Consider the following 17,456-nt stretch of genomic DNA (forward strand, 5'->3'; position numbering starts at 1 on the left):
GAAAAAAGGGAAAATCTTTAAAAAGTTAGAATACCATACAGTCAGAAAAACCATGAAGATGGCACGACGCTTTTTAATTACAGGATTTCTCTTAACGCTCCGGCTTTCGATTTATGCGCTGGATTACTCTTCCGTTACCTCTGCCCTTTCTGACGTTTTTTATTCCCAGGTAGACAAAAATGAAGGTACTACAAGTTTCCGTTCCCTTCTGATTCCTTTTGGCGGCCGCACAGAAAGCCTCGGTTCCGCCTTCACAGGCTTCTGTGATGACGTCAGCTACCTTCAATTCAACCCTGCCGCAGGTTCAATTCAAAATCAGACTCAGCTAGCCCTTTACCATAACCAGTGGATTGCTGATTCAAAAATGGAAACAATTGCCTTTACCACGCGAAAAACAAACTTTTCTTTGGGTTCATTCTTAAGCTGCTTTTACGTGCCCTTCACCGAGTACAATCTTTTCGGCGACCGAGTTGCGGGAAGTTATTACACAGAGACCGTGGGCGGAATTAACGCCTCCTACAACTTTTTAGCCGGCTATAACTTTAAGGGACTTGCCCTTGGCGTGACAGTAAAAGGCGGCTGGCGCGGAATGCCTGACTACACCGACAACGACACCAACAGCCTGATTCAAGGTTCCGGCCTGGAACAAAGCGCCCTTGCCCTGATGGCAGACCTGGGCCTTATGATGCAGTTCAACTTCCTGAAATTTTATTCTTCCCGCGATGCAAACGTAAGAGTGGGACTTTCAGTGATGAATCTGGGAGCGGCATTTACTGGCTTTGGCGGAAATAAAGGCCTTATTCTTGACGATGCCCTTCCAACAATCATCGCAACGGGACTTTCTTTGAAATTCATAAAGCCTCTTACCCTAAGCCTTGATGTAAAACTTCCTGTAAACATTCAGACAGGAACTCTTTATAAGCTTAATCAAAGTCTTGGACTGGAACTTCAGTTTACAAAATTCCTTTCATTCCTGATGGGCTTTCAGCTTAAGGGTGCTAACCCGGCCTTCAGCACAGGTTTTGAATTTGAAGTTCTTAAACTGCGCCTGAATTTTAATTATACGCTTGATTTCACATCTTCCTTTAACCCATTCAACCGCGTGAGCATCGGGGCAAAAATCCTCTTCGGCGATAACGGAAGAAGCAAGGTTCAGGATCAGATAGATGCCCTATACCGGGAAGGTCTTGCACTCTACTCTCAGGGAAAATGGCAGGAAGCCATTGATGTCTGGAATGAAGTCTTAAAAATCAACAAACGATACGACCCCGCAATTCTGGGCATAGAAAGCGCCCAGAGTGAAATTGAAATGTTTAGAAAGATTAAAGAGAGCTTGAAATTTGAGTAATAGAAAAATATTTTTCAAGAAAATTGACGTGAGGGAGTAAAGCGTGGGGCAAAAACACTCTGCTTGTGGAGGCCGCAAAAGCGGCCAATCTAATAGTTTCTTTGCCGCAAGCAGCGTGTAGCGCGATATCGCGCGGTTTTGCACCATGCTTTGCGACCGGAAGTTAATTTTCCTGTAACTTTATTTCTTTTTACTGAAGATTCTGTAGTTCATCCAAGGGAAGAAAGAATCTTTCATTTCAATAGTTGTAAGCCATTCTGTGCTGACAGTATTCGAACCAAGAGAATCAAAAACAATCGTAAAGGCTTCAATTGAGTCCTTAAAACGGGTGATTGCGTAATCAGCGTAATCTTCGTTTTCAATCATCTTTGCAAGATTAAGGCTCTGTGCCAGCATCAGTTCCTTTGCACCAAGGTTCAAAAGACGGGTCTTAAGACCTGTGTCGTTAGGGAAGCGGTCAGAAAGGTCTACAATTCTTTCGCAGGCTTTGCGGACATAGCGCATCATCCAGCTGTTGCGGTTAGAAAGCAGGTTTTCACCGTAGCCTGTTCCGTTTCCAGCAGAAAAATAAGGTGAAATCTTTTCAAGCTCATACTGTTTTTCAAGAAGATTTTTACAGAAAACAAGAGTCAGATCAGACTGCAAAACCTTTCTCAAAACAAGCTCAAGCCACTTGTAGCTTTCGTTCCATGCTTTCAAATCATCAGAATTAAAAGTGCATACAAGATTTACAAAATCAGAATCGCCGGCAGCTTCAGAAGCCTTTGTCAAAAGCTCAAGTCTTTTTTCTACAAAGGAAGCAGCATCTTTTTCTGCCTGAGCAAAAGCCTCATCCTGTGAGTAAGCGCCTTCGTTTCCGTCCTTAGAAAAATCCTTGTTCCAGTATTTAAAGCCTGTTGCAAAGCGGGCTGTATTTTTATCCATAAGAGGCTGCAAATCATCAAGTTCAAGTTCAAAACCGATGTCACGTTTTTCGTTGCGGTAAACAGGAGCATTTACAAAACCAGTTTCCTCGCCGAATACGTCATCATAGCAGTCAGGGTCGTTTGCAAAAAGTGCAAGAGAGTTTTCTGTACGAACAGGATAGAAAATTCCCTTTGAAGGCATTTTCTGAGCAAGAAGAAGGGAGCGGGCATCAACGATTGTGTAAGAATATCCGTAAGCTTTAATAAGTTTTTCAGCGCCCGGAGTATAACCAAAATCTGGAAGCCAGAAACCTTCCGGAATAAAGCCGAAAATCTGGCGGTATGAATGAAGTCCGCTTTCTACCTGAGCCGAAATAATTTCCTTCATGTCTGTATAATGAGGGAAGAAAATATCAGTTCCGCAGGTTCCCAAAAGTTCGATATAGCCTTTTTTAGCGCCATCAGCAAAAGCCTTAATCAAATCTTTTTTATATGTTTCTTCAAAAAGTTTTTTAAGATAGATATTGCGTTCAATCTGACTTTCGATTGTCTTTACAAGGTTAGCATCTTTTTCATTGCGGGAAAGTTCATTCTTTCCAACCTCGTTTCTTTCATCAAGCCACAAGGAATAAAGGGTCTGAATTGCATCATCAGAAAGCAGGCTGCACAAAACAGGAGGAAGAACCAGCCCTATTTTTACAAAAAGGCCTTCTTTTTCAAAATTGTCCAGCATATCCAGAAGCGGAAGATAAACATTGGAAATTGATTCAAACAAACTGTTCAAAATCGGTTTATTCTTCTTTACATCACTTTCTGTATGTCTTACAAAATCCTGATTTGCTTTGATGATAAAGGCTATATTTTTATTCATTTTAGTATCCACTTATTGCAGCATTATGAAAAAGAATGTCTGTAATTTTTATATTGATTTTTTAATATTTTGCTCATGCCCGAAAGCTTAATGATTTCAGGGAAGTTGTCGTCATCACGGCCCAGCTGTAAATCTGTAAGGATTGGGGCTCCCTGAGGAATCGAAATGACAGGTGAAAAGGCAAGCACCTTTCCAGAAGTAGCTGTCGTATATACTAATTCAACTTTGATGTATTTTTTTCCGGTAGGAAGAAGAACAAACTGCTCCTGACTTTCATTTACAGTCTGAATTTCAAAAGCTTCAACAGGAAGAGCATCTTTAGAAGATTCCAGAGTGCAGATTCTAAGCTTTAAGGTGTAATTTCCAAGCTTTTTAAGGGCATGAAAATCAGAATCACCGATATTCCAGAAAACAAAAAGCCATGCAGGATTTGCGAGCACGCAGGAAACCTGAGTTTCGTTATAATTGTGGGGAAGCTTGAACTCCTGAGCATCATCATCAGAATTCTGGGCTACAACCATATCTTCCTGACTCTGATTCAATTCTTCATTGATTTCCAGAAGTTCGGCTATTAAAAAGCGCCTGTCCAAATCAACAGGAACATCAACTCCAAATCTATCTGCTAAAACACTAAGATCAGAAAACGAAAGTGTTTCTAAGTAAGCACGGCTAATCTGTTTTTCGTCCATATTGTAGTTAATAATCTCTAAAAACACGTTATTAGTCAACTCCGTTTCCTAAAGCTGAAGCTGAAAATATTTCAAAATTTTATATTTTTTTTGAAAAAATTGCTAAAGTCAAAAGCCTAATCCCCGATAATAAAATTAATGGGGATGAACTTCGGGTGGGTAAGACATCCAGACACCTGATTAAAAAAATCCTTTTTTGTTTACTTATAGGGGCTGAAAAACGTGTGAGGTTTTTCAGCCTTTTTTTTATTCCTTTTAAACTTTTATGGTATAATTGCCGATAATATACTGATAAATAAAAAAGCATGGAAACGCTTTCTACAGAATCATTAAAACCTAATTCCTCTTATACCGGCGACCTTCTGCTGGATAGTTCTTTTTTATTGCTGCCAAAAGGAGCTGACGTCACAGAAAGCCTTATAAAAGCGCTTAAACTCTGGAATGTTGAAAATATTCTTTGCGACGGCAATTTAAGTATTGGCGGCGAATTAGAAGAAAATGGGCCTGAACTTGAGCCATCTGCAATCGTTCAGAAAAAAGACGAAAAAATCAGCGTAAACATAAAAAAAGTAATTGAAAACTCAAAACAGTCTGTTTTTGATAACAGCGAAAAAGCCCGCCTTAATGCAGTCCACGATGTTTATGAAGAATACATGAACTACATCGAACGCGTTTTTACACATTATTCTACCCACAAGGTAATCGATCAGGCAGATTTATCGGACGCAGTTCAGCAGCTTTGTATTTTCATCAAGGAAAACAGACGCTATATTCTCCGCATTGCATCAAATCCAAAAGAATCGGACAGAAACTTTATCGTAATTCATGCAATACGAACAACAGTAATTGCAATTGCTATTGCCCAACAGCTTAAAATGCCGCTTTCCAAAATGGTAGACCTTGGCGTAACCTGCATTCTGCACGAAATAGGAATGCTGCGTCTTCCTCCTCAGCTTTACAACACCTCAAAAAAACTGACAGCAGGCCAGAGGGCTCAGATTTCACGCCACACAGTATTCGGCTACACTATCATCAAGGATTTGAACTTCCCTATTCCGGTTCAGCTGGGAGTTCTTGAACATCACGAAAAAGAAAACGGATTAGGTTATCCCCGCCGCCTTCCTGGCGAAAAAATTGAGCCGATTGCAAAAATTATTTCGGTTGCCTGCTCATACGAGGCAATTTCTTCACCCCGCACCTACAAGGATGAAAGAACAACTTTTGACGCCCTTCTGGAAATGATTCAGAACCGCGAAAAGGCTTACGATGATGTTGTTTTAAAAGCCCTGCTCTACTCTGTTTCACTTTATCCGATTGGAACTTATGTTTATCTTTCAAACCGCAAGATTGGTGTAGTTATTGATTCAAATCAGATAAATCCAAAGTGGCCTATTGTTCAGATGATTACGGAAAAAGAGGCTGACGGCACTCCAAAAACGGTTCAGACTTCTCCAGGCCTTTCAATTCTTCGCATTCTTTCCAAGCAGGAAAAAGAAGACATCCTTAAGGTTGTTGAAACAAAAGAAAACGCAATGGACCAGGCAAAAAAGATTGCAGAAAACAATGCTGTGCCGGAACTTGAAGATGCGGAGACAAAGCCTGCAGTTCAAAAAGCCCGCAGCATTGGAGGGTTTCAAAAAGTGCCTGTAAGCGCTGGCGAAACTTCTTCACAGGGCGGCGCTAAAAAGTCGGGAGACGGCACTGAAGAAGTTGATATAAGCGAATTTGAATAATAAGTGAAAATCAGTTAAAGAAATTTCTAATCAATTCTACATCTGCCTTGAATTTTTCATCGATTACCGGCGGATGCTCATAAAAGTATAAAATCTGTTCCAGTTCTTCCTGAGTCTGAACACCCCAGATAGGAATTACGCTTTCGTACTGGTGCAAAAATCCAAATGCCAGTGGAATGTTCTGAACGATGCCGCCACCAAGAGGCTGCATAGCAATAAATCCCACATCGTTTTCTTCGCAGAGTTTTACGATTTCTACGGATTCGTCAGGACTTACCATGCTGAAAGGGAACTGAATTGTGTCGTAAAAGCCAGATTCAACAGCCTGCTTAGCAAGGTCAAAGTTTGTGGTAACAATTCCGATATGATTGATTTTACCGCTTTCCTTTGCCTGAATAAAAAAGTTATAGATACCGTCGTCGCCGTCCGGCAAAGGAAGAAAATCCTCTGTTTCAAACTGATACAAATCGACGGTATCACAGTGAAGGGTCATCAGACTTGTTTCAAGGTCAGCCTTAATTTCTTCTGAGCTGGTAGAAGCTGTAGTTGTAGAAAGAAATACATTTTTTCTGATGTCGTAAAGCGCGTCTCCTAAAAGTTTTTCGCATTCCGGAGTCTTTCGCGATGTATCAAAAAAGTTTATTCCTTCATCGTAGGCCTTGCGGACAATGTTTGCGGCATTGTTTTCGCCCTCGCTGTCCAAAAGACGCATTGCGCCAAAAGCCACGCGTGAAATTAAAGCGTTTGTTTTACCAAGTCTTATATAATCCATATTTCTTTAGGTGACAGGTTCCAGGTTCTAGGTTCCAGGGGCGTTGCGGGGATGTGCCCCGCAGAGGGGGTAGCGTAAGATGCTGCGCCAGCAGCAACTGGAGCGAGGGGGAGACCTCCCCCATCCCTATAACCTGACACCTATAACCTCTTACCTTTCTACCGGCTTATAATTCTTTATAGCCTTCTGAATGAAGAATACCAAATCATCCAGAGAAACGCGTTCCTGTTCCATGCTGTCGCGGAAGCGGACTGTAACAGTGTTGAAGAGCTCGTTCTTTGAACCGTCTTCTTTTGTTTCCTGAATTGTATCGTAGTCTACAGTTACACAGAATGGAGTACCAACTTCGTCCTGGCGGCGGTAGCGTTTACCTACAGTTCCAGAAGTATCGTAGTCAGTTACAAAGTCTTCCTTAAGCAGGTGCTGGATTTCCTTTGCCTTTTCTGCAAGACCGTCTTTCTTCATCAATGGCAATACTGCAACAGTGATTGGTGCAAGGCGTGGGTCAAGATGAAGTACAGTTCTGTAGTCATCTTTTCCGTCTGTACCAACGTTCTGCTCTTCGTAAGCTTCGCAGAGGAACATGAGGAAGTTGCGGTTAAGACCAGCAGAAGTTTCAATTACGTATGGAACATAGCGTTTGTTTCCATCTTCCTGGTCGATATAAGACATATCCTTCTTTGAGTATTCCATGTGCTGGCTAAGGTCAAAGTCAGTACGGCTGTGAATACCTTCAATCTCTTCAAATCCGATCGGGAAATTGTATGTAATATCGTAAGCGTCTTTAGCATAGTGAGCAAGCTTGTCGTGGTGGTGCCACTTAAGCTGTTTTTCAGGGATACCGTACTTGAGGTAGAATGCCCAGCGGTCTTTTCTCCAGCGCTCAAAGGTTTCGTCTTCAGTTCCAGGTTTACAGAAATATTCCATTTCCATCTGCTCGAATTCGCAGGTACGGAAAATGAAGTTCTTGAAAATGATTTCGTTACGGAAAGATTTACCAACCTGAGCAACACCAAATGGTACTTTCATGCGGTTTGACTGAACGATGTTCTTGAAGTCTGTAAAAATACCCTGACATGTTTCAGGACGAAGGTAAATAAGGTGAGATTCATCAGCAATTGGTCCCTGATATGTTTTGAACATAAGGTTGAATTCGCGGACTGCAGTGTATTTGCGTTCCTTGCTTCCGCAGGTAGGACAGTTGATGTTTGCGTCAATGTACTCTTTCATTTCTTCATGAGTCATTGTATCAACAGGTTTTCCAGGATCTTTGTCAGGATTAGCTGCAACAAAGTCTTCGATAAGTTTATCTGCACGGTGGCGTGCCTGACACTCCAGACAGTCAATCATAGGGTCAGAAAAGTGATCTACGTGACCAGAAGCCTTCCATGTTGTGTGGTGCTGGAAAATTGCTGAATCAAGTCCAACAACATCATCATGAAGCTGAGTCATGTAATGCCACCATTCGTTCTGAATGTTTCTTTTGAATTCTACGCCAAGAGGACCGTAATCCCATGCGCCGGCCTGACCGCCGTAAATTTCTGAAGCCTGATATACAAAACCACGTCTCTTACAAAGACTGATGATTTTGTCCAACGTACATGCATGTGTGTCTTTTGTGTCTGCCATTTTTTATTCCTTTTGCGACGCCGGTTTGCGCCGCGTGAATTAATTTAATGGAGAAAACATACCATAAAAAAGGAAAATAGTTAAGGCTCGTCAACGTTTTCAAGATTTCCGAAGTCCGTATCACCGTCAAAAATCTCTTTTTTCTTTTCAGCTTCCTTAGCCATAATAATGGCAGACATATCAATAACATTAGGATAGTTTGTCATATCCTTCATCATCGTATTTTTAGCGTGAAGGTCAAATTTCTTAATCAAAACCGTATGAATAAAAGTTCTGATTGCCTCCTTGTATCTTAAAGGCATGGAATTTGTAAAGAGAAATACAGCTGTGTTATCCATAATACGGAAGACAACAGAAGGACATACAATAGTCGTTCGCCCGAAGGTAAAGGAAATATTATTAAAAACAGCATTTTCCTTAAAAAGATGGGCAGAATTTTCACTGAAAGTACAGGCAAAACCTACAGAACTTATGTTGTTAATCTGAATTTCATAAAGCTTGTTGTCATTAACAAAGCAGGCAGAAATAACCTTAATATCCTTACAGTCAAGACGGATATACTTTCGGTTACCCTTGGCACCATTCAGTTCCAGAATCTTTTCAAAATTATTAAGCAGAATAGAGGTAGACGTACTTATAATATGAAAACCGCACTGAAGGGTTAGATGTTCCAGAAAAAGCTGCTGATCGCTTGTTGTTGCACGTTCAGAAACAACTCCGATAAAAATCGTACGCAAAACAGGGTCATCTTTATAGGAAAGGATGTAATTAAACCACTGCTTGAAGGTCATTGTGTGGTCTATGTTAATAAAGAGCATTGCATCCTTATTTTCCAGCATGATAGGCTTGGTCGAAGGAATATCCGGGAGTACGTAAATTTCGTACTCCTCATCTCTAAGAGGCTCAATTATACCTTTATCAAAAGAGAGAGGCGGATTTAGAAAAAATATCTTGCGGCCAAACTTAGGGTTTTCCCGCGAAGGTGATGCAACGTTGTCTTCACTCATAGCCATATTATATAATACCACAGCTTGTTATATTTTACAAAAAGTTTTTTCTTCCTCTTCGGGGCACTTAGAAAAGAACTCTTCTATGCGGGTCCGCAGGTCATCATTGTCTTTTGCGTTCAAAAACTGGGTCTGGGCGTAGTGGGCAAACTTAAAATTATCGCAGAAGTAGGTAAAAAAGCGCTGAAGTCTTGTCTTCCAGAACTCAGGCGGCTGGTACTTTTCTATGTCAGAAATGTAGTCAAAAGCCAGCTGCTTCATATTAACAGAAAACGGCCCTCTTTCATTTTTCAGCTGGCGGAAAATCCAGGGCTTCTGAACGCAGGCGCGGGAAATCATCACTCCTTTTACGCCGGGTGCCGTTGCAAGTGCATTTTTCAGACTGTTTTCATCCTTTACGTTGCCGTTCAAATAAACCGGCATATCAGGATAACGCTCGCAAAGCTTCTGACAGTAAAAATATCGGGCTGGTCGGGTAAGCTTTTCCTTTTTTGTACGAGGATGAAGAGTCAAAAGTTCAACTCCGTTTGCAAGGAGCATATCACAGAAAGAAAAAAATCCGTCATCAGTAAAATTGTCATCGCCAAGGCGAAGCTTTACAGAAAAGCGTTTTTTCATTTCAAGGCCGGCACTCTTATTCCATTCTTCCACTACCCTGCCAACCCTTTTTACCATTTCTTCAGTTTCAGAAAGAGGCTTGAGCATCCAGGCGATTCCTGCCCCGTAGCGGTAAATATCAGGGGCAGAACAGCCCATATTAATATCAAGACCAAGTCCAGGAAGCTTGCATAAAACCTGAGCAGCCTTTTCCATATGTTCTGCATCGTGCCCCGTAAGCTGCCAGACAACTTTTTCCGGTACGGGTGCGGGATCAATATAGTATTTTTCAAACTGGCCGCCGGTAAGAAGGGTGCCTGCGTTAATCATCTCAGTAAAGTATTCATCACAGCCGCCAAACTTTTCTATTAAAATTCTAAATGCCGGATGAGAAATAGTCGCCATTGGACCGCTTATCAATTTCATGCTTCTAGTGTATATTTTTTTTATGAATTATGAAATTGAATTAAAGGCTCACGTAAAAAATCGCGAAGAAGTAATAGAAAAGCTCAATAAAGCAGCAGCATACCTTGGCCACACAGAAAAAGAGGACGATTACTATCATTTTGAACTGCTTCAGGGAAAAGTTGCTCCTGACGGCCGTGATTTTATTTCTGCCCGCATCAGAAAGGAAACACTCACCCTGAATGGGGAAAAATCTTCTACCTGCTACATGACTTATAAAAGGAAGGAAATTAAAAAAAATGAAGACGGCACGGAAATCGAAGTAAACGAAGAAAACGAAATCACATTTGAAAATGCCGCGCCTCTGGAAATTTTATTTTCTGACCTGGGCGGAAAAATCGACCTTCACAAATCAAAATCAGTTGAACAGTGGAGCCTTTGCAAAAATGGAGAAAAAGCTCACGTAGAACTCTGCGAAGTTCCTCCTCTCGGAGATTTTCTGGAAATCGAAATCATCAAAAATCAGAATGACGAAGAAACTGTCAAAAAATGTAAAAAATTTATAGAAGAAATTTTTGCAGACTGCGGTATTTCAAAGGAAATGATTGAGCCCCGCTACTACCGCGACATGCTGAAAAGCCTGTAGACTTCCACGGTCGAAGTTGTGGGAATAAAAATTATGCTTTATACTTTATAAAAGAGGTATCCGCATGTTTGACAGAAAAAAATACAAATACTTTGCGCGACAACAGTTAAGCGGCCGATGGAGCATCCCTGTAATCATTACGATAATCACAGGGCTTGTCATGATTATTTTTGCAATTCCAGAAGCAGTTGAAACTTTCCGTGCTCTTCCTGAATTATGGGATATTGATTTTTCAGAACCAAATTCATTTTCAATCGCAATAAATGCAGCCAGTGGAAGCAATACTTCAACTCTGCTTTCTTACATTCAGATTGCAGTAAGCGCTATTTTTGAAATGGCAGGAATCTGTGTTTACTTAAAAATGAGCCGTTCGCCGGAACCAGTTCATCTTTCAGATTTTTTTGAAGGCCTGAACAAGTGGCTTCGTGCAATCTTTGCCGCCCTCTGGACTTCCATCTGGATTTTCCTCTGGTCTCTTCTTTTTGTAATTCCGGGAATTATAAAACTTTTTGCTTACTCGCAGACAATGTTTATCACAGCAGAATACAAGTCTGTCTCAGTTCCAAAAGCCCTGAGAATTTCAAATATCATTACAAACGGCCATAAAATGGATTTGTTTATCATGATCCTGAGCTTTTTGGGCTGGGCAATTCTTGCTTCAATTCCGGCAGGGCTTGGATTTATCTTCCTTAAGCCATACATGAAGCTGAGTTTTATAAATGCCTACCACGCAATGATGAAAGAAGCTTTGGAAACCGGTAAATTAAGACCGGAAGATTTACAGAAAGCGGAGATTAATTACAATGAATAAAGATACTAAATCAGGAATTATAGTTTTTTCTCTTCTTATTGCGGTGATTATCGCAGTAACCATCCTCAGTTTGAAAGGCGGAAAAGAAACTTCAATTAAAATTTCTTCTTCTGACAAGGATAATCAGATTGTACTGGATAAAAACTTTGATAAAGAGGAATCTAAAACTTATAAAGGCGAATATGTTGCCGCTCTTTATATTGAAGGCGTAATTCAGGAAGAAAATCAGAATTACAATCAGAAATGGCTGCTTTCTACTATAAAGAAGCTGAAAAATGACAGCAAAAATCAGGGTATCGTTCTCTTCCTTGAAACTCCGGGCGGAGCAGTTTATCAGGCTGATGAAGTTTACCTTGCCCTGCAGGATTACAAAACTTCGGGCAAAAAAGTTTATGCCTATATGGGAAGTATGGCAGCTTCGGGCGGATATTACATTGCCTGCGCTGCTAACGAAATCTGGGCAAACCGCAACACCCTTACAGGTTCAATCGGCGTAATTTCTGCCCAGTTTGTTGATATTTCAAGCCTCTTAAAAGAAAAGGGAATCCGCACGACAATAATTCATTCTGGAAAAAACAAGGCTATGGGTCACATGACAGAAGCCTACACTCAGGAGCAGCTTGATATCATGCAGTCAATCTGTGATGAATGCTACGACCAGTTTACTTCAATTGTTTCTACCAGCCGCCAGATGCCGCTTGCCGAAGTCCGAACACTTGCTGACGGCCGCATTTACACAGCCCGCCAGGCTCTGGAAAACAAACTGATTGACCACGTTGATTCATGGGAAAACTGCCTTTCAACTTTCACAGAAAAGGTGCTGGAAAAACCTGGCATTAAAATTGAAACTTACAAGAAAGAAAAGAAACAGAATATCCGTGATTACCTTACCGGCCAGATTTCAGATTTGTTCATGAATCAGACTGCCGCTCAGCTTGGAATTCCTGTAAAGGCAATGAAGGAAATCAACCAGCTTAGCGACGGCCCTATGTACATGTACATTCAATAATAAATAGCCGCAGATATACACAGATGAAGGCAGATAAAAAAATCTGCGAAAATCTGTATCCCATCTGTGGCTAAATTCTTTTTATCAGATAAAGCGAAGCCTTCTTACCGTTAATAAGAGTATGAAGGCTTTTTTCTATTTTAAGCCCTTTTTCTGCAAGACTTGCTTCTAATTCTTCTTTTCTGGCAGACAAAATCACAATCTTACCTTCCGGCTTTACAATGCGCAAAAGAGAATCAAAGGTCTTATTATAGAAGATTTTTATATCACCGATATCTTCGTAAAAGCCCCATGGCGGATCAGTAATTACGCAGTCAACTTCGGCATCGGAAATATGATTTAAATCAAAGGCATCTGCCACGCGCAGGTCCACCCTTTCATCTGCCATCTGCTTTTTGGCACCTATAAGTTCCACCTGTTCCGGACTGATGTCGCTGACGTAAAGCTTAGAAGGCTTAAACTTCTTGATAAGCTGCACAGGAATTGAGCCGTAACCTGCGAAGACGTCAGCAAGAACCATATCCGGCTTGAGTTCTGCAAAAACACCCATCAAATAGGCAACTTCAGGACGCAGTTCACCCTTATTGAGATTTTTTTCTGTAAATTCACGTTTAGCAATCAGTTCTCCGCAAAAAGAAAAACCGTCTCGGCGAATAGAATACCAGACTTCGGTAGAAGGACTGAGGCGGTCAAGAGAAAGCTTGGAATTTGCAAGAACCGTTTCTTCTGCCTTGCGGGCAACAGTCTTATCAACCTTTGCAAACTGATTTTCCTGAATAAAGCGAACGCGGAAGGTGCCCTTATTTATCAGATAATAATGTTTTTGCTGGGCGACGGCATTTACCATCAGCTTAAAATTTGCATTTTTAAAAGTCTTTATTACAAAAAAAGTGTTGTTAAAATAAATAACTTTTTCTAAATCACGGGAATTTCCGTCAAAACGGTAATGTACAAAACCGTCGTAAACCTTTATTATTTTAGCACCCTTTACAGCGTGCGGAAAATCAGCGGCGACCACATCTTCAAAACCTGTCGCGAAGCTTGAAACAAATTCTGCCATGCATCAAATGTACTAAAAACCGCCTTTTGAATCTAGACACACAAGGCCAATTTCCTATATATTATTAGAATACGTTATATGTAGAAAGTGTTTTACTTTGTAAAAGAGGGCTTCCATTACCATTCTTTTGCATTAACACCTAGGAGGATAATTGGCATACGTAAATGCAAACAACAGCAACAAAGGACAGAGAATCAATGAAATGATTCGTGTTCGTGAGGTTCGACTTATCGATGATGAGGGCAACCAGCTCGGAATCGTTCCGACTAACCAGGCTCTCAATATGGCTAGGGACAAAGACCTTGACCTTGTTGAAGTTTCACCAAATGCTAATCCACCGGTATGTAAAATACTTGATTATGGCAAATACCGATTTGAACAGGAAAAAAAGCTCCGAGATTCCAAGAAAAATCAGAAGGTATTAAAGTTGAAGGAAATCCGAATGCAGCCAAAAATTGGCTCAGGAGATCTTGATACTAAGGCCAAACATATTCAGGAATTCCTTGACGAGGGCGATAAGGTAAAAGTTACAATCCGTTTCCGCGGACGTGAACTTGCGCATACCGAACTCGGCTTTGAAGTAATGAATGAGGTGCTAAAGCGACTTACCTCGGCGTATAACATTGAAAAGCCTGCTGCAATGGACGGCAGAAACATGTCAATGACAATTTCAGCAAAAGCCGCAAAATAAGGGGTTACAAAATGCCTAAAATGAAGACAAAGAAGTCAGCTGCAAAACGTTATTCTTTAACAGGCACTGGCAAAGTAAAGCACAAGAAGCAGAATCTTCGTCATATCTTGACAAAGAGATCTCAGAAGAGAAAGAGAAATCTTAGAGCAGCAGGTTATGTTGCTGAAGCAGATGCAAAGAAAATCAGAAAGCAGATGCTTCCATACGCTTAATAGAGGTAGAACATGTCAAGAGCAATAGACGGAACAAAAAGAAAGAATCGCCGTGTAAAGATTTTGAAACTCGCTAAAGGTTTCATCGGCGACAGAAAATCAAACTACAAAGCTGCTAAAGATGCTGTAACAAAAGCATTGAACCACGCTTATGTAGACCGCCGTGATAAGAAACATGAATTCCGCGCTTTGTGGATTGCACGTATCAACGCAGCAGTTCGTGAAGAAGGTCTTTCATACTCACGTTTTATTGATGGATGTAACAAAGCAGGTATTAAATTGAACCGCAAGGCTCTTTCTAATATGGCTATTGAAGATCCAGCAGCTTTCAAAGCAGTTGTAGAAGCTGCTAAAAAAGCTCTTAAAGCTTAAGTTAAAAACGACGTTTTAAGGAAACCATATGATTTCACTTGATCAGGTAATGCTTCTTGAACAAAAGGTAGAAAGTGCTGTTGCTAAAATACAACAGTTACAGGCTGAAAACGATGCTCTGCGCAGTAAATGTTCAGAGCTCACAAATGCGCTTTCAAGCAAGTCGGAGCAGCTTTCTTCTTTTGAGACAGATCAGAGCCAGATCGAAAGTGGAATCTTAAAAGCACTTGACCGTTTGAATCAGATTGAAAACTCAGTTCTGAAAGTAGCAAACGGCCAGGCTCCTTCTACCATTCAGGCAAAAGTTCAGCCAACAGCACAGGTTCAGCAGCCTGTTCAAAAACCAGCTTCAACATCAGTTCAGCAGACTTCGCAGCCTCAGGCTCCTCTTCAGTCACAGCCAGTATTTCAGCAGACAGAACCGGTTCAGCCGGTAAACACAATTCCTCAGGCACCTGTAAGTCAGGAAAAGCCTTATCAGCCAGCACAGCCAGTTCAGGACAACTTTTTTACAATGAACGAAGCTCCAGCTCCTGTTTCAGAAGCAGCTGAAGAGGAAATTGAAGAAGAAAATCCAGATAACTTGGGATTCGATATTTTCTAATGGGTAAACTTCACATAAATACATTAGGAACCTCATTTACAATTCAGGCAAACGGCGACGACGAATATTTACAGAAGCTTCTTACATATTATAACCGCGTTGCCGAAGACGCTCAGAAAATCACTGCATTAAAAACACCTCTCCAGACAGCAATCCTTGCAGGCATTATGCTCTGCGACGAAGTTTATAAAGAAAAACAGAACAAAATCGCCCTGGAAACAGAAAAACTTGACCCGGACGTAATTCTTCAGAGCAATGACATTGAACGTCACACTCTGGATATGATAGAAAAAATCAACAAGGTACTTTAATTTGATTCAAATATGGATTGATGCAGATTCCTGCCCTACTCTTGTAAGAAATCACACAGTAAAAATTGCCGCAAAAAACGGAATTAAAGTTTTTTTCGTTGCAAATAAAAACATTCCCTGCGATGAAAAACCTTTTGAAATGATAATCTGCCAGGCGGAAAAGGACGCTGCAGATAATTACATTTTTGAACACGCAGGGGAAAGTGACCTTGTAATTACGCGGGATATAATCTTTGCAGACAGACTTGTTGAAAAGGGAATTGCAGCCATCAACGACCGAGGGACTTCCTTTACAAAAGATAATATCAAGGATTTACTTTCTGACCGGGATTTTGACTTTGCCCTTTTCGAAGCAGGCGTTGTAAAGCGGACTAAAGACGGTTACAGCAAAAAAGATTTTGAAAAATTTGCCAACTGCTTTGACCGCATATTGCAAAAACTCCTGTCATTATCGGGCCAGATCCGATAATCTATTCTGTATCAGGGATAGCATTAAGAATAGAACATATACGGTCTTTAATCTGAGAAAAAGCATCAACTACTTCAGGATCAAAGTGTGAACCCGCACTGTTGTAAATTTCATTAAATGATTCTTCTATAGACCAGGACTCTTTGTAACAGCGTTTATGACTCAAAGCATCAAAAACATCGGCAACGGCAACGATACGCGCTGCCAGAGGAATATCATTTCCTTTAAGAACTTCACCTTCAGGTAATCTTCCGTCCTTAATTGAGAAAGAGCACAAATCTATCTTTCCAGGATATCCTGATTCTCCTCCATCCCAGCGGTCATGGTGATGCAGGGCAATATCACGGCAGATAATATCAAGATCACTTTCAGAAGGATCAAAAAGCTGAGCTCCGATACAGGTATGACCTTTCATAATATTGCGTTCTTCCTCTGTAAAGCGAGGGAAAGCCTTTTTCAGAATAACATCAGAAATTCCAACTTTACCTACATCATGGAATTTGGCGCCGATTTTCAAAAGATCGCGGTATTTTTCCTGTTCATCATAAGGAATGCCGTGATTAAAAGCATAGCGGTCGTAAATTTCCAGAGAGAATGAAGAAACACGCTCAACATGAGGATAAGTTTCTTTTGGATCGCGGAACTCTGCCATTTTAAGCATTCGCTTTACCATGCTGCTTGTAACATATGCGCGCTGCAAAGCCTGAACCGCACTTGAAGCAAAGTGAGAAATTAAAAGTTCAGCCTCTTTTGAAAAAGGAACAATATTTCCTTCATCATCCATTGCATTGATAATCTGAATTACGCCCAGCAGGGCTCCACCCTTTATCTTAAGAGGGAAGGTATAAATTGAACTTGTATGATAATCAGTTGTGATGTCTGATTCTTTATTAAACTGATACGGTGTATCTTCCGGGATATTATAGGCATCTTCAATATTCAAAGGACGCTGAGTTTTTGCAACATAGCCCGAAATTGATGTTTCATCAATAGGGAAAGAAAAATATGTATAAGGAAGCTTTTCACCAGGCTCAAGGAGTTTGAGCTGAGTATCATTCTGGCCGTATTTAATTTTCAGATTGTTGCCTTCAACAACGTAAATAGAACCTGCATCCGCATTTACAATATGACGGGTCTCTGTGAGAATACGTTCAAGAAGAATATCAATATCCTGAATTTCAGAAAGACTTCTTGCGATTTCTACAATCTGTTCCAGGCGATTCTTTGTCTCTTTATTGTAAGCGGCCACTTCAAATCCTCTTATAATACATTTATCTTTTTTTAATACAGCAATTATATAGGTTATAATTAAACT

The 17,456-nt window shown here is 40.7% G+C and carries 19 protein-coding genes; 11 read left to right on the top strand and 8 right to left on the bottom strand.

Features of this window, described 5'->3' with window-relative positions:
- Nucleotides 1–52: 52 nt before the first annotated feature.
- Nucleotides 53–1,348, top strand: coding sequence for a UPF0164 family protein (locus T530_RS0107930; protein ID WP_027728550.1), 1,296 nt, complete (start codon nucleotides 53–55; stop codon nucleotides 1,346–1,348).
- A 180-nt stretch (nucleotides 1,349–1,528) separates the two neighbouring features.
- On the opposite strand, the gene T530_RS0107935 is transcribed toward T530_RS0107930, so the two are convergent.
- Entirely contained in the window at nucleotides 1,529–3,124 is a 1,596-nt protein-coding gene (locus T530_RS0107935; protein WP_027728551.1) for a 1,4-alpha-glucan branching protein domain-containing protein, read from the bottom strand.
- A 23-nt stretch (nucleotides 3,125–3,147) separates the two neighbouring features.
- On the bottom strand, nucleotides 3,148–3,813 hold the full coding sequence (locus tag T530_RS0107940) for a DUF4912 domain-containing protein (RefSeq protein WP_027728552.1): 666 nt from the start codon (nucleotides 3,811–3,813) through the stop codon (nucleotides 3,148–3,150).
- 305 nt (nucleotides 3,814–4,118) lie between these two features.
- Here T530_RS0107940 and T530_RS0107945 point away from each other — a divergent pair, with 305 nt between their 5' ends.
- Nucleotides 4,119–5,546, top strand: a complete 1,428-nt coding sequence (locus T530_RS0107945; protein WP_027728553.1) for an HD-GYP domain-containing protein — start codon at nucleotides 4,119–4,121, stop codon at nucleotides 5,544–5,546.
- Between the two features lie 10 nt (nucleotides 5,547–5,556).
- Here the strand turns inward: T530_RS0107945 and T530_RS0107950 are convergent, their stop codons facing one another.
- From T530_RS0107950 to T530_RS0107970, 4 genes are all read right to left on the bottom strand, one after another.
- Nucleotides 5,557–6,318: an aldo/keto reductase gene (locus T530_RS0107950; protein WP_027728554.1), complete on the bottom strand. Its 762-nt coding sequence runs from the start codon at nucleotides 6,316–6,318 to the stop codon at nucleotides 5,557–5,559.
- A 150-nt stretch (nucleotides 6,319–6,468) separates the two neighbouring features.
- A complete protein-coding gene (locus T530_RS0107960; RefSeq protein ID WP_027728555.1) occupies nucleotides 6,469–7,947 on the bottom strand; it encodes a glycine--tRNA ligase in 1,479 nt (492 codons plus the stop codon).
- Between the two features lie 80 nt (nucleotides 7,948–8,027).
- Complete coding sequence (locus tag T530_RS0107965) at nucleotides 8,028–8,954, bottom strand: hypothetical protein (RefSeq protein ID WP_156011588.1); 927 nt, start codon at nucleotides 8,952–8,954, stop codon at nucleotides 8,028–8,030.
- A gap of 27 nt (nucleotides 8,955–8,981) precedes the next feature.
- The gene (locus T530_RS0107970) at nucleotides 8,982–9,977 is read right to left on the bottom strand and encodes a tRNA-dihydrouridine synthase family protein (RefSeq protein ID WP_027728557.1); all 996 of its coding nucleotides are present in this window, start codon (nucleotides 9,975–9,977) and stop codon (nucleotides 8,982–8,984) included.
- 22 nt (nucleotides 9,978–9,999) lie between these two features.
- Between T530_RS0107970 and T530_RS0107975 the strand changes: the two genes are divergently transcribed.
- The 3 genes from T530_RS0107975 (at nucleotide 10,000) to sppA (ending at nucleotide 12,422) form a co-directional block, all read left to right on the top strand.
- Nucleotides 10,000–10,602: a CYTH domain-containing protein gene (locus T530_RS0107975; protein ID WP_156011590.1), complete on the top strand. Its 603-nt coding sequence runs from the start codon at nucleotides 10,000–10,002 to the stop codon at nucleotides 10,600–10,602.
- Between the two features lie 64 nt (nucleotides 10,603–10,666).
- A complete protein-coding gene (locus tag T530_RS0107980; RefSeq protein ID WP_027728559.1) occupies nucleotides 10,667–11,413 on the top strand; it encodes a DUF975 family protein in 747 nt (248 codons plus the stop codon).
- Nucleotides 11,406–12,422: a signal peptide peptidase SppA gene (gene sppA, locus T530_RS13920; protein WP_051537899.1), complete on the top strand. Its 1,017-nt coding sequence runs from the start codon at nucleotides 11,406–11,408 to the stop codon at nucleotides 12,420–12,422. Before T530_RS0107980 ends, sppA begins: the two co-directional genes overlap by 8 nt.
- Nucleotides 12,423–12,492: 70 nt before the next feature.
- Here sppA and T530_RS0107990 read toward each other — a convergent pair whose 3' ends face one another.
- On the bottom strand, nucleotides 12,493–13,482 hold the full coding sequence (locus tag T530_RS0107990; RefSeq protein ID WP_027728560.1) for a TRM11 family methyltransferase: 990 nt from the start codon (nucleotides 13,480–13,482) through the stop codon (nucleotides 12,493–12,495).
- Between the two features lie 151 nt (nucleotides 13,483–13,633).
- Here T530_RS0107990 and infC point away from each other — a divergent pair, with 151 nt between their 5' ends.
- Genes infC through T530_RS0108020 form a run of 6 tightly spaced genes read left to right on the top strand, consistent with a single transcriptional unit; the run spans nucleotide 13,634 to nucleotide 16,141 of the window.
- Complete coding sequence (gene infC, locus T530_RS0107995) at nucleotides 13,634–14,173, top strand: translation initiation factor IF-3 (protein ID WP_027728561.1); 540 nt, start codon at nucleotides 13,634–13,636, stop codon at nucleotides 14,171–14,173.
- A gap of 11 nt (nucleotides 14,174–14,184) precedes the next feature.
- Nucleotides 14,185–14,385 (top strand): 50S ribosomal protein L35, encoded by a 201-nt coding sequence (gene rpmI / locus T530_RS0108000; protein ID WP_009104687.1) that lies wholly within the window; start codon nucleotides 14,185–14,187, stop codon nucleotides 14,383–14,385.
- Nucleotides 14,386–14,397: 12 nt separating this feature from the next.
- Nucleotides 14,398–14,757 (top strand): 50S ribosomal protein L20, encoded by a 360-nt coding sequence (rplT, locus tag T530_RS0108005; protein WP_009104689.1) that lies wholly within the window; start codon nucleotides 14,398–14,400, stop codon nucleotides 14,755–14,757.
- Between the two features lie 28 nt (nucleotides 14,758–14,785).
- Nucleotides 14,786–15,361, top strand: coding sequence for a cell division protein ZapB (gene zapB / locus T530_RS0108010; RefSeq protein ID WP_027728562.1), 576 nt, complete (start codon nucleotides 14,786–14,788; stop codon nucleotides 15,359–15,361).
- Nucleotides 15,361–15,672, top strand: coding sequence for a cell division protein ZapA (locus T530_RS0108015; RefSeq protein WP_027728563.1), 312 nt, complete (start codon nucleotides 15,361–15,363; stop codon nucleotides 15,670–15,672). Before zapB ends, T530_RS0108015 begins: the two co-directional genes overlap by 1 nt.
- Before the next feature lies 1 nt (nucleotide 15,673).
- The gene (locus T530_RS0108020; RefSeq protein ID WP_051537900.1) at nucleotides 15,674–16,141 is read left to right on the top strand and encodes a DUF188 domain-containing protein; all 468 of its coding nucleotides are present in this window, start codon (nucleotides 15,674–15,676) and stop codon (nucleotides 16,139–16,141) included.
- Between the two features lies 1 nt (nucleotide 16,142).
- Here T530_RS0108020 and T530_RS0108025 read toward each other — a convergent pair whose 3' ends face one another.
- A complete protein-coding gene (locus T530_RS0108025) occupies nucleotides 16,143–17,390 on the bottom strand; it encodes an HD domain-containing phosphohydrolase (RefSeq protein WP_027728565.1) in 1,248 nt (415 codons plus the stop codon).
- Between the last annotated feature and the right edge of the window lie 66 nt (nucleotides 17,391–17,456).

The sequence above is a fragment of the Treponema sp. C6A8 genome (assembly GCF_000619925.1).
GTDB lineage: Bacteria > Spirochaetota > Spirochaetia > Treponematales > Treponemataceae > Treponema_D.

What these genes read in the sequence shown, in the direction of transcription:
- T530_RS0107975 (WP_156011590.1), top strand. Translation starts at nt 10,000, where the DNA reads ATGAATTATGAAATTGAATTAAAGGCTCACGTAAAAAATCGCGAAGAA.
- T530_RS0107960 (WP_027728555.1), bottom strand. Translation starts at nt 7,947, where the DNA reads ATGGCAGACACAAAAGACACACATGCATGTACGTTGGACAAAATCATC.
- T530_RS0107990 (WP_027728560.1), bottom strand. Translation starts at nt 13,482, where the DNA reads ATGGCAGAATTTGTTTCAAGCTTCGCGACAGGTTTTGAAGATGTGGTC.
- T530_RS0107945 (WP_027728553.1), top strand. Translation starts at nt 4,119, where the DNA reads ATGGAAACGCTTTCTACAGAATCATTAAAACCTAATTCCTCTTATACC.
- T530_RS0107980 (WP_027728559.1), top strand. Translation starts at nt 10,667, where the DNA reads ATGTTTGACAGAAAAAAATACAAATACTTTGCGCGACAACAGTTAAGC.
- T530_RS0107970 (WP_027728557.1), bottom strand. Translation starts at nt 9,977, where the DNA reads ATGAAATTGATAAGCGGTCCAATGGCGACTATTTCTCATCCGGCATTT.
- rpmI (WP_009104687.1), top strand. Translation starts at nt 14,185, where the DNA reads ATGCCTAAAATGAAGACAAAGAAGTCAGCTGCAAAACGTTATTCTTTA.
- T530_RS0108015 (WP_027728563.1), top strand. Translation starts at nt 15,361, where the DNA reads ATGGGTAAACTTCACATAAATACATTAGGAACCTCATTTACAATTCAG.
- T530_RS0107930 (WP_027728550.1), top strand. Translation starts at nt 53, where the DNA reads ATGAAGATGGCACGACGCTTTTTAATTACAGGATTTCTCTTAACGCTC.
- T530_RS0107950 (WP_027728554.1), bottom strand. Translation starts at nt 6,318, where the DNA reads ATGGATTATATAAGACTTGGTAAAACAAACGCTTTAATTTCACGCGTG.
- zapB (WP_027728562.1), top strand. Translation starts at nt 14,786, where the DNA reads ATGATTTCACTTGATCAGGTAATGCTTCTTGAACAAAAGGTAGAAAGT.
- sppA (WP_051537899.1), top strand. Translation starts at nt 11,406, where the DNA reads ATGAATAAAGATACTAAATCAGGAATTATAGTTTTTTCTCTTCTTATT.
- T530_RS0107935 (WP_027728551.1), bottom strand. Translation starts at nt 3,124, where the DNA reads ATGAATAAAAATATAGCCTTTATCATCAAAGCAAATCAGGATTTTGTA.
- T530_RS0107965 (WP_156011588.1), bottom strand. Translation starts at nt 8,954, where the DNA reads ATGAGTGAAGACAACGTTGCATCACCTTCGCGGGAAAACCCTAAGTTT.
- rplT (WP_009104689.1), top strand. Translation starts at nt 14,398, where the DNA reads ATGTCAAGAGCAATAGACGGAACAAAAAGAAAGAATCGCCGTGTAAAG.
- T530_RS0107940 (WP_027728552.1), bottom strand. Translation starts at nt 3,813, where the DNA reads ATGGACGAAAAACAGATTAGCCGTGCTTACTTAGAAACACTTTCGTTT.